This is a genomic window from Pseudomonas sp. SJZ131 (assembly GCF_007828705.1).
Taxonomy (GTDB): Bacteria; Pseudomonadota; Gammaproteobacteria; order Pseudomonadales; family Pseudomonadaceae; genus Aquipseudomonas; species Aquipseudomonas prosekii.
Genome location: NZ_VIVC01000003.1, coordinates 451,751 through 465,850 on the forward strand (window position 1 = coordinate 451,751; position 14,100 = coordinate 465,850).

10 protein-coding genes are annotated in these 14,100 nt (G+C 60.8%); 7 read left to right on the forward strand and 3 right to left on the reverse strand.

Annotated features, from left to right (window positions below):
- Positions 1 to 26: 26 nt before the first annotated feature.
- The 5 genes from FBY12_RS16290 (at position 27) to FBY12_RS16310 (ending at position 5,039) form a co-directional block, all read left to right on the forward strand.
- A complete protein-coding gene (locus tag FBY12_RS16290; protein ID WP_121733411.1) occupies positions 27 to 758 on the forward strand; it encodes a hypothetical protein in 732 nt (243 codons plus the stop codon).
- Positions 759 to 762: 4 nt separating this feature from the next.
- The gene (locus FBY12_RS16295) at positions 763 to 1,269 is read left to right on the forward strand and encodes a hypothetical protein (protein ID WP_145253969.1); all 507 of its coding nucleotides are present in this window, start codon (positions 763 to 765) and stop codon (positions 1,267 to 1,269) included.
- A gap of 57 nt (positions 1,270 to 1,326) precedes the next feature.
- A complete protein-coding gene (locus FBY12_RS16300) occupies positions 1,327 to 2,766 on the forward strand; it encodes a VWA domain-containing protein (protein WP_145253972.1) in 1,440 nt (479 codons plus the stop codon).
- A 174-nt stretch (positions 2,767 to 2,940) separates the two neighbouring features.
- Positions 2,941 to 4,317, forward strand: a complete 1,377-nt coding sequence (locus FBY12_RS16305) for an AAA family ATPase (RefSeq protein WP_145253974.1) — start codon at positions 2,941 to 2,943, stop codon at positions 4,315 to 4,317.
- On the forward strand, positions 4,314 to 5,039 hold the full coding sequence (locus FBY12_RS16310; protein WP_145253977.1) for a retron system putative HNH endonuclease: 726 nt from the start codon (positions 4,314 to 4,316) through the stop codon (positions 5,037 to 5,039). The genes FBY12_RS16305 and FBY12_RS16310 overlap by 4 nt, the downstream gene beginning before the upstream one ends.
- A gap of 73 nt (positions 5,040 to 5,112) precedes the next feature.
- On the opposite strand, the gene FBY12_RS16315 is transcribed toward FBY12_RS16310, so the two are convergent.
- Together FBY12_RS16315 and FBY12_RS16320 are read right to left on the reverse strand one after the other, a co-directional pair.
- Positions 5,113 to 7,089 carry a methyl-accepting chemotaxis protein gene (locus FBY12_RS16315; RefSeq protein WP_121733414.1) on the reverse strand — a complete coding sequence of 659 codons (1,977 nt, stop codon included), beginning with the start codon at positions 7,087 to 7,089 and terminating at the stop codon, positions 5,113 to 5,115.
- A 420-nt stretch (positions 7,090 to 7,509) separates the two neighbouring features.
- Positions 7,510 to 8,430 carry a LysR substrate-binding domain-containing protein gene (locus FBY12_RS16320; RefSeq protein ID WP_145253980.1) on the reverse strand — a complete coding sequence of 307 codons (921 nt, stop codon included), beginning with the start codon at positions 8,428 to 8,430 and terminating at the stop codon, positions 7,510 to 7,512.
- A 169-nt stretch (positions 8,431 to 8,599) separates the two neighbouring features.
- On the opposite strand from FBY12_RS16320, the gene FBY12_RS16325 reads away from it, so the two are divergent.
- Entirely contained in the window at positions 8,600 to 9,994 is a 1,395-nt protein-coding gene (locus tag FBY12_RS16325) for a NorM family multidrug efflux MATE transporter (protein WP_145253983.1), read from the forward strand.
- Between the two features lie 112 nt (positions 9,995 to 10,106).
- On the opposite strand, the gene FBY12_RS16330 is transcribed toward FBY12_RS16325, so the two are convergent.
- Positions 10,107 to 11,780, reverse strand: a complete 1,674-nt coding sequence (locus tag FBY12_RS16330; protein WP_121757152.1) for a bifunctional diguanylate cyclase/phosphodiesterase — start codon at positions 11,778 to 11,780, stop codon at positions 10,107 to 10,109.
- A 262-nt stretch (positions 11,781 to 12,042) separates the two neighbouring features.
- Between FBY12_RS16330 and rep the strand changes: the two genes are divergently transcribed.
- Positions 12,043 to 14,052, forward strand: a complete 2,010-nt coding sequence (gene rep, locus FBY12_RS16335; protein WP_121732311.1) for a DNA helicase Rep — start codon at positions 12,043 to 12,045, stop codon at positions 14,050 to 14,052.
- Positions 14,053 to 14,100 lie beyond the last annotated feature (48 nt).

The following is a 14,100-nucleotide window of genomic DNA, read 5'->3' on the forward strand; positions in this document are numbered from 1 at the left end:
CAACATCGTCACCAAGGAGTTTCACCATGTCGCGCAGCCTTTGGACTCGCTTCAAGCTACAGATCGCTTTCGTCCTCACCGGCAGTTTGCTGCTGAGCGGTTGCGCCAACACCGGCAGTTCGATGCTCGGCGGCAGCGACGGCGCCGACCCACGCCTGACCCAGGGCAGCGACGCGCAATTCTTCAGCAAATCCGGTTACCAGGCCTGCGCCGTCGGCGCCGGGGTCGGCATCCTCGGTTGCGCGTTGTCCAACAGCAGCAACAAGGCTGTGTGCGCGATTGCCGCCGGGATTACCGCGTGTGGCGTGGCGATGGGCGCCAACTATTATCTGGATCAGCGTCGCAGCGAATACTCCGACACCACCACGCGTCTGGCGAAGATGAACAGCGATGTCGAACAAGACACGCAAAAAGTCATCGCGCGTACTGCCACCGCGCAACAGGTGATCAACGACGATCAGGCGCGCATCGCCCAGATCAAAAAAGACATCGCCAACAAGAAAGTCGACAAGGCCAAGGCGCAAACCGACATCGCCGAGATTGACCAGAACATCGCGCGCCTGCGCAAAGACCTCGGCAACATGCGCACCAAGGTCACCGAATACACCAAAGTGGCGAATGCCGAGCGCGCTCAGGGCAGCAACGCCGAGATCAAGCAAGTGGACGTGAGCATCCTGAAAATGAACGAGAAAGTCGCCGCCCTGCAAAAGGAAGTCGACGGTCTGTACAGCCAACGCTCCGCGATCACTCTGGGTTAAGCACATGACGCTAAGACAACTGGCGATTCTCGCTGCCGTGCTGGCCCTGAGCGGTTGCGCGACCAAACCCGGCGAGTGCGATGCGACCAATCGCGACAGCAGCATGCTGACCAAAATGAACTGCGACTACTCCGGCGGTTACAGCGATCAGGTCAAGCAGAAGGAAACCGCGCTGGCGGCGTCCCGTCAGGAAAACGCCATGTTCCGTCAGGTCTACGAAAACATTCAGGCACAGCAACTGAGCACCAAAGCCGACCTCGCCAGCCAGCAGAAATCCCAGGCTGCGCTGAACCAGTCGCTGAGCCAGTTGCTGAGCTCGCTCAAGGCCCGTCACGGTAATCAGAGCCAGGTGCAAAAGCAGATTGCCGGTTTGGAACAACAACTCAAGGCGTCCCAGACGAGCCCTGCCACCAAGGCTTCGCCGGCAACCCTGGCAGCCAAGCAGGAACAGCTGAAAACCCTGCAGAAGAAAGTCAATCAGCTGCAATTCAGCCTCGGTTACGAAGAGTAACTTTTCACCCGGCAGGCTTCCGTTGGAGGCCTGCACCTTTTTCCAGGAATCGTCGTCATGCAGCGGGTTATCAGGGATGCGCAAGCCACACCGGAGGGGATGAGTGCGCTGCAAGCGAAAGTCGCCCTTATCCAGAAACACTTTCCGCCGAACGTCGCCAGCCTCTTCGCCATCCCGCGCATGGGCAGCGGCGACGTGCTGGAATGGTGGACCGAACTGGGTGGCCAACCGACGCCCTACGCCGAGCTCAACGAAGACGCGCAACGACGATTGCTGCAAACCTGGGATGCGCGTCAGGCGTCCCTCGAACTGCTGGCGGACGAACTGCAAAAACGCGGTCAGCCGAGCGTCGCCGATGAGCTGCGCAGCCTGTTGGGCGCGCCGGAACTGGACAAGCTCTACAGCCTGAATGGCGAGCCCTTGGCGGTGCGCTGGAACCAGCGGCCACCGCGACCGATTCCGCCGCCAGTGATTGCTGCTGCGCCGGTGATTGCGCCAGTCGTTGCGCCGGTGGTTGCGCGGCAATCGCGCCTTGGCTGGTGGGTCGCGGCGGCATTGCTGGCGTTGCTGTTGTTGCTGTTGGCGCTGTGGTTGTACTGGTTCCTGCACCGCGAGCCGGTGGTGCCGATCGTCCCGGTGGCGCCAGTCGCGCCTGTGGTGGTGCCGGTCGAGAAGCCAGTCGAGCCGGTCGTCGAACCTGTGCCTGTGCCCGAACCAGAACCAGAGCCCGTGCCAGAACCAGAACCTGTCCCGGTACCCGCGCCGAAACCCGTGCCGCCGCCAAAACCGGTGGTGGTCGCCCCGCCACCGGCGCCGACGCTGGACAACTTTGCCTGCCGCAAGAAATCCCCGGACACCAAGATTCCGCAATTCGTCGTGGTGCTCGACACGTCAGGCTCGATGGACATGAACATCAAGTCAGTGAAGGCCGACGAAGACTGGTTCTTCAGCAACGAGTACAACCGCTACCTCGACGCCAATCGCACGATGCAAATCTTCGCCAAACCGACGCGCATGGACGTCGCCAAGGATTCGCTGGCCGGCATGATCAACGGCCTCGACCCGAAGATCGACACCCGGCTGATCACCTACGAAGGCTGCAACAGCACGCCGGATCAAGGGGTTTTCAAGTTCGGCGATCGTCAGCGACTGATCAATGGCATTCGCGGCTTGCGCCCCAACGACGGCACGCCGCTGGCCGACAGCCTGGCCAAAGCCGCCAGCACCGTCGATGGGCGCAACAACGACGCGGTGATCGTGATGTTCGTCGACGGCGAGGACAACTGCCAGAAAGACGTCTGCGCCGTCTCCCGCCAAATCGCCCAGAGCCAGCCGCGCCTGCGGGTCAACGTGGTCAACATCGGCACCGGCGGCCCCTCGCGCTGCATCGCCGAAAACACCGGCGGCCGCGTCTACTCCAGCAACAACGCTGCGGAGTTGGGCAAACAGCTGAAATTGGCGAGCAAGGAAGTGGCGAGTAATGCCAAGTGTGATTAGGCATCGCCAGGAAACACCCGCAGGACCCGGCCGCGGTCCTGCGCTGACGGCGGGCTCGTGTCGCCGGTATCGCTTTGTTTGGTGTTGTCGCGGTTTGAATTAGTATGCTGTTCCAGCCGCGACGCAAAGTTGTGTTCCCATGCGTGGCCAGATAACGAAAACGGAGAGAACCCTGTGAGGCTCGACAAGTTGCGCGTACAGAACTATCGATGCTTTGGAGCGTTCGAGATCGACTTCGACCCGCATCTGACTATTCTGATTGCCTCCAACGGCGGTGGGAAAACCACGATTCTGGATGCTGCCCGCGTGGCTTTATGGCCCTTTGTCAAAGGGTTCGACCTCGGCAGCCAGACCGGTAAATCAGCCACGATCCAGAACGAGGACGTGCGGCTGGCAAGGTTGAGCAGCGGCAACATGGAAGCCAAAACCCCGTGCGAAATTGAAGCCAGCGGTCCCTGGGCTGCCGAACAGCAGCATGAAAGCTGGTTGCAGCAGCGCGTCAGCCTGAATAAATCGACCAATACCATCGGCGACGCCGGGTCAAAAGCCCTCACCTCATTCAGCAAATCACTTCAGGAACAGGTGCGCGCCGATGCGCAGGTAACGTTGCCGATGGTGACTTACCTGGGGACGTCACGCCTTTGGTTTGAGGGACGCTTTACATCGGTGGCGGCAAAAACGGCGCTCGATATCAGCGAATATTCCCGAACGTCCGGCTACTTGAATTGCCTGTCCTACTCGTCCAGTTTCAAAACCTTCACTGCCTGGTATGGCTGGCTATATCGCAGCTACCGGGAACAACAACTGATCGCCTTGGAGAACAGCACAAAGCTGTCCGATGAGGGCCAGCGGTTTGAACGTGTCATCGGCGCGATCAAGAACGCCATCGACCTGCTGACGAAAGCGCCTACTGGCTGGCATAGCCTTGAATACAGCGAGACCCGTCACCAGCAATTAGTCATGCATCATCCCGAGCAGGGCGTGATGCCGGTGGACATGCTCAGCGATGGCCTGCGCAACACCATTGCGATGGTCGCCGACCTGGCATTTCGGGCCTGCAAACTCAATCCGCACCTGGGTGAACGAGCCGCATTGGAAACGCCGGGCATTGCCTTGATCGATGAAGTCGACATGTTCCTTCACCCCTATTGGCAGCAAACGATCATTGGCGCATTGCGCGCGGCTTTTCCGGCCATGCAATTTATCGTCACCACGCATAGTCCTCAGGTGCTCAGCACGGTGCGCCGGGAGAATATCCGGGTGATTGGCAAAAACGCCCAAGGCCAACTCGTTGCCTCGCAACCGCTGGCCATGACCTACGGCGAGCCAAGCAACAGCGTGCTGCACAGCGTGATGCAAGTTGACCCGCAGCCACCCGTCAGTGAAAAAACGGGCTTGCTGCAACTCACTGAATGGGTGGACAAAGGTCGCTATGACGAGCCCTCGACAATTAAGTTGATGCAGCAGTTGACCGAGTCGCTAGGCGAGCAGCACCCACAGTTGCAACGTCTGCAGCGCAGCATCAGGCGCCAGCAGGTCTTGAAGGGATGAGGTTTGTTCGCAAGCGTGGTGCAGGCCCATTCGAATTAGGCAAGGCCCATCTGAACCCGCCCACCACAGATTCCGCCGCCACCAGTCGCTGGGGACGCTTTCCTTTCGCCACGCAGGTGCAGGGTTATTTGCTCGAAGAGCAATTCAACTTGTGCTGCTACAGCGAAATTCGCCCTGATCTTGTCGGCGTCGGCATGCACATCGAGCATGTCGAGAACAAAAGCCAGCACCCTCAACGTACCTTCGATTACAGCAATCTCGCGGCTTGCGCGCTGGACAGCAGAACGGATTTGAAAAAGTTCGCAGCGCAGGAAGCCGAAGTCTTTGGTGGGCATGCGCTCGGCAAGTCGCGCGGAGTCGACTTCAACCGTTTTGTAGCGTGCCATCAGCCTGACTGTGCGCGTTTCTTCACTTATGTGTCAGACGGTCGGGTATTACCTGCTGACGGGCTGTCAGCGCAGGAAGAAGATCGCGCCAGATACACCATTGAGTTGCTTAACCTCAACAGCACTTACTTGAAAGATCTGCGGTTCCAGTGGTGGGGCGAGCTCGAAAAGCTCGTCGCACAGCACATTGATCAGGATATGAGTCTGGACTGCCTGGCCGGGATTGATCTGGTGCCGATCAACGGCAACTTGAGTCCGTTTTTCAGTATGACTCGCCAGATTTTTGCAAGCGTCGCCGAGCGGGTACTTGAACGCGACGCTCCTGATTTGCGCTGACCGATTTAACCGCTCGAGCGATATCTCAGGAACAAACAACGGGTGTTCGCCTGAGCGAGCACCCGTCTGCTCTTCAACGAAACCGATCAACCTCTTGGCGCAAGTCTGCCGCCAGGCTTTCCAGTTCCTTGGCGGTGATCGCCAGGTTTGACACCACTTCACGCTGCTCGCTATTCGCCAGCGCGATGCTTTGCAGGTTGCTGCTGAGCAATGTCGCGGTGCTGCTTTGTTCTTGGGTGGCGGTGGTGATGGCGGCGAATTGTTGGCCGGCGGAGCGGCTCTGTTCGTCGATGCGCTCGAGGGCCGAGGCGACGTTGGCGTTGCGCGACAAGCCTTCCTGCATCAGCAGGTTGCCCTGCTCCATGGTGCTCACGGCGTTACCGGTTTCCTGCTGGATGCTCTGGATCATGCTGGAAATTTCGTCAGTCGCTTCACGAGTGCGCGACGCGAGGTTGCGCACCTCGTCGGCGACTACGGCAAAACCACGGCCCTGCTCGCCGGCACGCGCGGCCTCGATGGCGGCGTTGAGCGCCAGCAGGTTGGTCTGGTCGGCAATCGCGGTAATCACGCCGACGATGCCGCCGATTTCCTGTGAGCGCTGGCCGAGGGTGTTGATCACCGTCGCGGTGCTGTTGAGTGCGCCGGCAATTTGCTCGAGGGAAGAGGACGCTTCCGTCATCGATGTACGACCGATCTGCGTTTGCTGGGCGTTTTCCTGGGCCATGCGCTGGGTGTTGCTCATGTTGTCGGCGATGTTCAGCGAGGTGGCGCTGAATTCTTCCACGGCGCCGGCCATGCTGGTGATTTCGCCGGACTGCTGCTCCATGCCTTCATAAGCGCCGCCGGACAAACCGGACAAGGCCTGCGCGCGGCTGTTGACCTCGGCAGAGGCCTTGCGGATGTGCTCGACCATGGTCGACAGCGCTTGGCTCATCTGGTTGAAGGCGCGCGCCAACTGACCGATTTCGTCGTTGCTCGAGACGTTCAGTCGCACGCTCAAATCACCGGCGCCCAAGGCTTCGGCCTGACGCACCAGATCCCCCAATGGCGCCAGTTTGCTGCGCAGCAACCAGACTGCCGAGCCCACCGCAATCAACATCGCCAACAGGCTGCCGATGGCCAATTGAATGCCGACGCTCCAGGTCACGGCGCTGATTTCGGTTTTCGGCATGCTCGCCACCACCGACCACGGGCCGCCGTCGAACGGCACGGCAACGCTGTAGAACGCTTGCGACTTGTCGCTCCAGAACTCGCCTTTGCCCGGGGTTTTGGCCAGGTCGACGATGGCCGGGATCGCCTGATCCAGCGCTTGCACGCCGGCAATCGGCACCAGCCATTTGCTTTGTTCATCGAGCAGCGCCAGCGAGCCAGTCTGGCCGATGCGAAAGCGCTGCAGGTTGGCGAACTGAGCGTTCTGCGCGTCGGTGTAATCGAATCCTACAAACAACACGGCAATGACCTTACCGCTGGTGTCCCTGACCGGCGTGTATTGGGTCATGTAGGAGCGTTCGAACAACAAGGCGCGGCCGACGTAACTCTGCCCGGCGATCAACCGTGCGTAAGCCGGGTGAGCGTGATCCAGCAAAGTGCCGATCGCGCGGCTGCCGTCCTGCTTGCTCAGGGAGGTGCTGACGCGAATGAAGTCTTCGCCACTGCGCACAAACACCGTGGCTACGCCGGCGGTCATTTGCTTGAACTCGTCGACTTCCTGGAAGTTGTTGTTCAACACTTCGCTGCCCAGATGCAGCCCCGGCGTCTGCACGCCGGCCACGCTCACAGGTTCGTCCGGGTGCACGCTCAGGCCCGCGCTGAAGCGCTTTTCGAACAAGCCGCTGAGGCGCTGGGTGCTTTCACGCAACGTGCCGTGGAAGGTGCTCAACTGATCGGCGAGCAAGCGCGCTTCACTGGCCAAATGCTCTTCGCGGGTGGCGAGGTTGGCAGTGTCCAGCGAACGCAAAGCGAACACGGTGCTGCCGCTGATGACAATCGCCAGTATCACGGCAAGCGCAAGACCTAGCTGTGAGGCGATCCGGGCACGGGGTTGAGACATGACAGCTCCTGGCCAAGCGACCGGATCCTCCTTGATCCGGTTAGGCGCTCAGCAAAATTTCTAATAATTGGATAACGCGTGTGGGCGTAGCGCGGAACCTGCACGAAGGTTCCACCTGCAGCTATTCGGCGGCAAACCTGAATACTTGAGTGATTAACCCGGTTATAGCGCAGAACTGATGACAGTTCGTGATGCCGCCAGCCGTTCGGTAGCCGCCGGACGCAACTTGCGTTCGGCGGCTTAGCCGTTATGTAGCAGCTGGCGAAGCCTGCGTTCGGCGGCGTAGCCGTCGTGAAATCAGCTGGCGCGGTGTTTCAGGTTCAGCGTGGGCGCGGGTTTACGACGGCTTTGCCGCCGGACGCAGCCTCGCGGTGCTCGGCAGCTGCTACATGGAGCGTGTTTGCCGGGGTGCGGTTTTGGTCAGCTCAGGCGTTCGACCGGGGGCAATTCCATGGCGCGGACTTCGCCCTGCAAAAAGTCGCTGAGCCGGCGCATGCGCTCACCGCCGGGGCGGGTTTTCGGCCACACCAGGTAATATTTTTCGCCGCTGGCGACGGCGGTCGGCCACGGCAGACTCAGGCGACCTTGCGCGACATCTTCGGCGACCATCAGCAGGTCGCCCATCGACACGCCATAACCGCGAGCGGCGGCGATCATGCCCAGCTCCAGCGTGTCGAACACCTGCCCGCCCTTCAGCGAAACCTTGTCGGCGAGCCCCATGCGCTCCAGCCAATTGCGCCAATCACGCCGGTCCGGCGCCGGGTGCAGCAGCTCGGTGCTGGCCAGGCGCGCGACATCCCACGGTTGATCGTCGAGCAGATTCGGCGCGCCGACCGGGATCAGTTCTTCCGCAAACAGCAACGTGGTTTCCCAGTCCGGCGGGAAGTTGCCGCCGCTGAGGATCACCGCGCAGTCGAACGGCTCGTGGTTGAAGTCCACGGAGTCGATGTCCATCCAGGCGCTGGTCAGTTGCACCTCGTTGCCCGGTTGCAGATGCCGGAAACGGCTGAGCCGCGCCAGCAGCCAGCGCATGGTCAGGGTCGACGGGGCTTTCATGCGCAGGATGTCGTCCTCGGCGCGCAGGGTGTTGCAGGCGCGTTCCAGCGCGGTAAAACCTTCACGAATGCCCGGCAGAATCAGCCGCGCCGACTCGGTCAATTGCAGGTTGCGCCCACTGCGATGAAACAGCCGACAGGCAAAGTGCTCTTCGAGCGTACGAATATGCCGACTGACTGCACTTTGAGTTATCGACAACTCTTGTGCCGCGCGGGTAAACGAGCTGTGCCGCGCCGCTGCTTCAAATGCGCGCAGGGCATACAGGGGAGGCAACCGACGAGACATGCGCAAAGCTCCTATGGCGGCAAAAAAAGGCACCGGGCAAACTTATCAGAAAGTCCGCTGGATGAGTTTTAATCATGCCAACCATCGTTTTAATCCCTTTGTGAAAACCCCGCAGAGCGCCGAGAATCGAGCCTTTCCCTGTTCAATCTGCCGTAGGAGCGTGATGACCATGCAGCATCCAGCACGTACCGAACTCTGGGCCATCATGCGGCTGGCGGGGCCGTTGATTGCCTCGCAGTTGGCGCACATGTTGATGGTCCTCACCGACACCCTGATGATGGCGCGCCTGAGCCCCGAGGCGCTGGCCGGCGGCGGTCTGGGCGCGGCGACTTATTCGTTCGTGTCGATTTTCTGCATCGGCGTGATTGCGGCGGTCGGCACGTTGGTGGCGATCCGCCAGGGCGCCGGCGACATTGTCGGCGCGGCGCGGCTGACGCAGGCCGGGTTGTGGCTGGCGTGGCTTATGGCGTTGGTGGCCGGGTTGCTGCTGTGGAACCTGAAACCGGTGCTGCTGCTGTTTGGCCAGACCGAAACCAACGTGCAGGCCGCCGGGCAATTCCTGCTGATCCTGCCGTTTGCCCTCCCCGGCTACCTGAGTTTCATGGCGCTGCGCGGGTTCACCAGCGCGATTGGCCGGGCGACGCCAGTGATGGTGATCAGCCTGTGCGGTACGGTGGCCAACTTCGTCCTCAACTATGCGTTGATCACCGGCATGTTCGGTTTGCCGAAAATGGGCCTGGTCGGCATTGGTCTGGTGACGGCAATTGTTGCCAACCTGATGGCCGTGGCGCTGGCGCTGCACATTCGCCGGCACCCGGCTTACGACGCTTATCCGCTGCGTCAGGGTCTGTCGCGGCCGAACCGGCAGTACCTCAAAGAACTCTGGCGCCTGGGCTTGCCGATTGGCGGCACCTACGCGGTGGAAGTCGGTTTGTTCGCGTTCGCGGCGCTGTGCATGGGCACCATGGGCAGCACGCAATTGGCCGCGCATCAGATTGCGCTGCAGATTGTTTCGGTGGCGTTCATGGTGCCGGCGGGGCTTTCGTATGCGATCACCATGCGCATCGGCAAGCATTACGGCGCCGGGCAATTGCTCGATGCGCGGCTGGCGGGCCGGGTCGGGATCGTGTTCGGCGGCGCTTCGATGCTCGCGTTCGCCATGGTCTTCTGGTTGTTGCCGAATCAGTTGATCGGTCTGTTTCTCGACCACAACGACCCGGCGTTCCGGCCGGTGATTGATTTGGCGGTGAGCCTGCTGGCGGTGGCGGCGTGGTTCGAGCTGTTCGACGGCACGCAGACGATTGCCATGGGCTGCATCCGTGGGCTCAAGGATGCCAAGACGACTTTTCTGGTGGGTTTGGGCTGCTACTGGCTGATCGGTGCACCGGCCGCGTGGCTGATGGCGTTCAATCTGAACTGGGGGCCGACGGGCGTCTGGTGGGGCCTGGCGCTGGGCCTGGCATGCGCGGCGGTGAGTTTGACCTTGGCGTTTGAGTGGAAGATGAAACGGATGATCCGGCGCGAGCCTGCGCCGGAGCGTTTCCCGATTGCCCAGCCAGATTAGTCTGCCCTTGTAGGAGCGAGGCTTGCCCGCGAAGGCGTCGTGTCAGTTAACAAAGATGTCGACTGATACGACGCCTTCGCGGGCAAGCCTCGCTCCTACAGGGGATTTTGCGTTAGCTCATCACTTCTGTGGCGGGCTGCTGGCTGCTGCCGAACGTCAGGTATTCGACCAATTCCGCCAGCGGCAGCGGTCGGCTGATCAAATACCCTTGCACCTGATCGCAACCGAACCCGCGCAACAAATCCAGCTGTGCCGGGGTTTCCACGCCTTCGGCCACCACTTCCAGATTGAGGTTGTGCGCCAGGTTGATCATCGCGTGCACCAGTTTGCGATTCTCTTCGCGTTGCTCCATGCCGCCGACGAAGCTCTTGTCGATCTTCAGCAAGGTGATCGGCAGGCTGTTGAGGTGCACAAACGACGAGAACCCGGTGCCGAAGTCATCCAGCGAGAAGCGCACGCCCAGACGGCCAAGCGCGTCCATGGTTTGCTTGACCAGATCGCTGCGGCGCATCACCGCGGTTTCGGTCAGTTCGAATTCCAGCCATTGCGCCTCGACGCCACGCTCGGTGATCAAGCGACTCAGCGTCGAGAGCAACTGGCTGTCCTGAAACTGGCGGAACGACAAATTGATCGCCATGTGCAGCGCCGGCAAACCGCGCTCACGCAACGCCTGCATGTCGCGCAGCGCCCGGGAAATCACCCAGTAACCCAGCGGCACAATCAGACCGCTCTGCTCGGCCAGCGGCACAAACTCGCTCGGCGGCAGCAAACCGCGTTCGGCATGGCGCCAGCGCACCAAGGCTTCGAGGCCGACGATCTGCCCGTCGGCGAGGTTCAGGCGTGGCTGGTAATGCAGCTCCAGCTCATCGCGGCGCAACGCCCGGCGCAGTTCGCTTTCAAGGTCGGCGATGCTCCGGGCGTTACGGTTGATGCGTTCGTTGAAGATATGAAAGGTGCAGCCCTGGGTGCTTTTCGCTTGCTGCATGGCGATGTGCGCGTGCCACATCAGCGGGTCGGCGCCGGCCTGGGCGCGGGCGTGGGCAATCCCGAGGCTGGAACCGATCAACAGGCTTTCGCCGTCGACCCAATACGGTTCGGCCAGCGCTTCGGTGATGCGTTCGGCCATCCATTCGGCGCGTTGCGGGGCGCGGCGGGTGTCGATCAGCAAGGCAAATTCGTCGCTGCCGAGACGCGCCAGTTGATCGCCGACCTCCAGCTGACTTTTCAGCCGCGAGACCACTTGCAGAATCAGCCGGTCACCAGCCTGATGGCCGAGGGCGTCGTTGGCGTGGCGAAAGTTGTCGAGGTCGAGGTGGCCGAGTGCGAGGCCGCGCCCGTCGTTTTCCGCCAGGCGCGCGGCGAGCAAGGTCTGGAAACCCTGGCGATTGGCGATGCCGGTCAGCGGATCTTGCTCGGCGAGGCGTTGCAGGGTGTTTTCGAGTACGCCGCGCTCGCGCACATGGCGCAGGCAGCGGCGCAGCATGCCGGGGTCGAGCACGTCGCGCACCAGCCAGTCACTGACACCGTCGGGCGGCGTTGGCGGTTCGTGTTCGAGCAATAACACGGTGGGCAAGTTGCAACGGCCGGGCCCCGGTTGAAGCGCCGGAATCGTCAGTAATACAGCGCTGCGGTTGTCATCGAACAGGCTGCTGACCGACTCCCAGCTCGGCGCGCTGATCAGCACTGCCGAGCTCCCCATCGGAGCCAGACACTCGCGCAACAACGCTGTCCACGCTGGCTCTTCGGCCAGTAGCAGCAAACGCAAGGGTTCGACAGGCGTAGACAAGCTAGCTCCCTAGACTCTGCAATAGATGTAGGCGGCAGCATTATGCCGCGCACAAAACCAATGACCAACTGACCTGAGCGTGCAAACGCGGCTTTGTCGCTGGAATACGAACATTAGCCGCAAATACCCTGCGCATCCTGCGTGAAAGTAACAAAACCGGCAAATGGAGATCGCGTGCTGCGTCACAAGTCGGACAGAGCAGCACAATTCGCTGAGCCTGTTAAAATGCCGGCCCATTTCGCAAATGACTCCCTGATTTCGTATGTCCCGACTCAATCCCCGGCAGCAAGAAGCCGTGAACTACGTCGGCGGCCCTCTATTGGTGCTCGCCGGTGCAGGCTCCGGCAAGACCAGCGTGATCACCCGCAAAATCGCGCACTTGATCCAGAACTGTGGCATCCGCGCCCAGTACATCGTCGCCATGACCTTCACCAACAAGGCTGCGCGCGAGATGAAGGAACGGGTCGGCACCCTGCTCAAGGGCGGCGAGGGCCGTGGCTTGACCGTGTGCACCTTCCACAACCTGGGCCTCAACATCATCCGCAAGGAACACGCGCGGCTGGGCTACAAACCGGGCTTCTCGATCTTCGACGAGACCGACGTCAAAGCCCTGATGACCGACATCATGCAAAAGGAATACGCGGGCGACGACGGCGTCGATGAAATCAAGAACATGATCGGCTCGTGGAAAAACGACCTGATCCTGCCCGCCGAAGCCCTGGAAAACGCGCGTAATCCCAAGGAACAGACCGCCGCCATCGTCTACACCCACTATCAGCGCACGCTCAAAGCGTTCAACGCGGTGGACTTCGACGACCTGATCCTGCTGCCGGTAAAACTGTTCCAGGAACATAAAGACATCCTCGAAAAGTGGCAGAACAAAGTCCGCTACCTGTTGGTGGACGAATATCAGGACACCAACGCCAGCCAGTATTTGCTGGTGAAGTTGCTGATCGGCACGCGCAACCAGTTCACCGTGGTCGGCGACGACGACCAGTCGATCTACGCCTGGCGCGGCGCGCGCCCGGAAAACCTGATGTTGCTCAAGGACGATTACCCGTCGCTGAAAGTGGTGATGCTGGAGCAGAACTACCGCTCCACCAGCCGCATCCTGCGCTGCGCCAACGTGCTGATCTCGAACAACCCGCACGAGTTTGAAAAACAACTGTGGAGCGAGATGGGCCACGGCGACGAGATCCGCGTGATCCGCTGCCGCAACGAAGACGCCGAAGCCGAGCGCGTCGCCGTCGAGTTGCTGACCCTGCACTTGCGCACCGACCGCCCTTACAGCGATTTCGCGATTCTGTATCGCGGTAACTATCAGGCCAAACTGATCGAGCTGAAGCTGCAGCACCACCAGATTCCGTATCGTTTGTCTGGCGGCAACAGCTTTTTCGGCCGTCAGGAAGTGAAAGACCTGATGGCCTACTTCCGTCTGATCGTGAACCCGGACGACGACAACGCCTTCCTGCGCGTGATCAACGTGCCGCGCCGCGAGATCGGTTCGACCACCCTGGAAAAACTCGGCAACTACGCCACCGAACGCAAAATCTCGATGTACGCCGCGACCGACGAAATCGGTCTGGGCGAGCATCTGGACACGCGCTTCACCGATCGCCTGTCGCGCTTCAAGCGCTTCATGGACAAGGTCCGCGAGCAATGCGCCGGTGAAGACCCGATCTCGGCGCTGCGCAGCATGGTCATGGACATCGATTACGAGAACTGGCTGCGCACCAACAGCTCCAGCGACAAGGCTGCCGATTACCGCATGGGCAACGTCTGGTTCCTGATCGAGGCGTTGAAAAACACCTTGGAGAAGGATGAAGAAGGCGAAATGACCGTCGAGGATGCAATCGGCAAACTGGTTTTGCGCGACATGCTCGAACGTCAGCAGGAAGAAGAGGACGGCGCCGAAGGTGTGCAGATGATGACGTTGCACGCCTCCAAAGGCCTGGAATTCCCCTACGTGTTCATCATGGGCATGGAGGAGGAAATCCTCCCGCACCGTTCCAGCATCGAAGCCGACACCATCGAAGAAGAACGCCGCTTGGCCTACGTGGGGATTACCCGCGCGCGGCAGACGCTGGCCTTCACCTTCGCCGCCAAGCGCAAGCAGTACGGCGAGATCATCGATTGCGCGCCGAGCCGCTTCCTCGATGAGCTGCCGCCGGACGACCTGGCCTGGGAAGGCAACGACGACACCCCGGTCGAAGTCAAAGCCGTTCGCGGCAATACCGCTTTGGCCGACATACGCGCGATGTTAAAGCGCTAGAATCGACTACTTTTTAATCAGCCCTGGACGCACAGGCGTCCTTAGAGG

Coding starts and splice junctions, on each gene's coding strand:
- FBY12_RS16290 (WP_121733411.1), top strand. CDS start 27: ATGTCGCGCAGCCTTTGGACTCGCTTCAAGCTACAGATCGCTTTCGTC.
- FBY12_RS16295 (WP_145253969.1), top strand. CDS start 763: ATGACGCTAAGACAACTGGCGATTCTCGCTGCCGTGCTGGCCCTGAGC.
- FBY12_RS16300 (WP_145253972.1), top strand. CDS start 1,327: ATGCAGCGGGTTATCAGGGATGCGCAAGCCACACCGGAGGGGATGAGT.
- FBY12_RS16310 (WP_145253977.1), top strand. CDS start 4,314: ATGAGGTTTGTTCGCAAGCGTGGTGCAGGCCCATTCGAATTAGGCAAG.
- FBY12_RS16315 (WP_121733414.1), bottom strand. CDS start 7,089: ATGTCTCAACCCCGTGCCCGGATCGCCTCACAGCTAGGTCTTGCGCTT.
- FBY12_RS16320 (WP_145253980.1), bottom strand. CDS start 8,430: ATGTCTCGTCGGTTGCCTCCCCTGTATGCCCTGCGCGCATTTGAAGCA.
- FBY12_RS16325 (WP_145253983.1), top strand. CDS start 8,600: ATGCAGCATCCAGCACGTACCGAACTCTGGGCCATCATGCGGCTGGCG.
- rep (WP_121732311.1), top strand. CDS start 12,043: ATGTCCCGACTCAATCCCCGGCAGCAAGAAGCCGTGAACTACGTCGGC.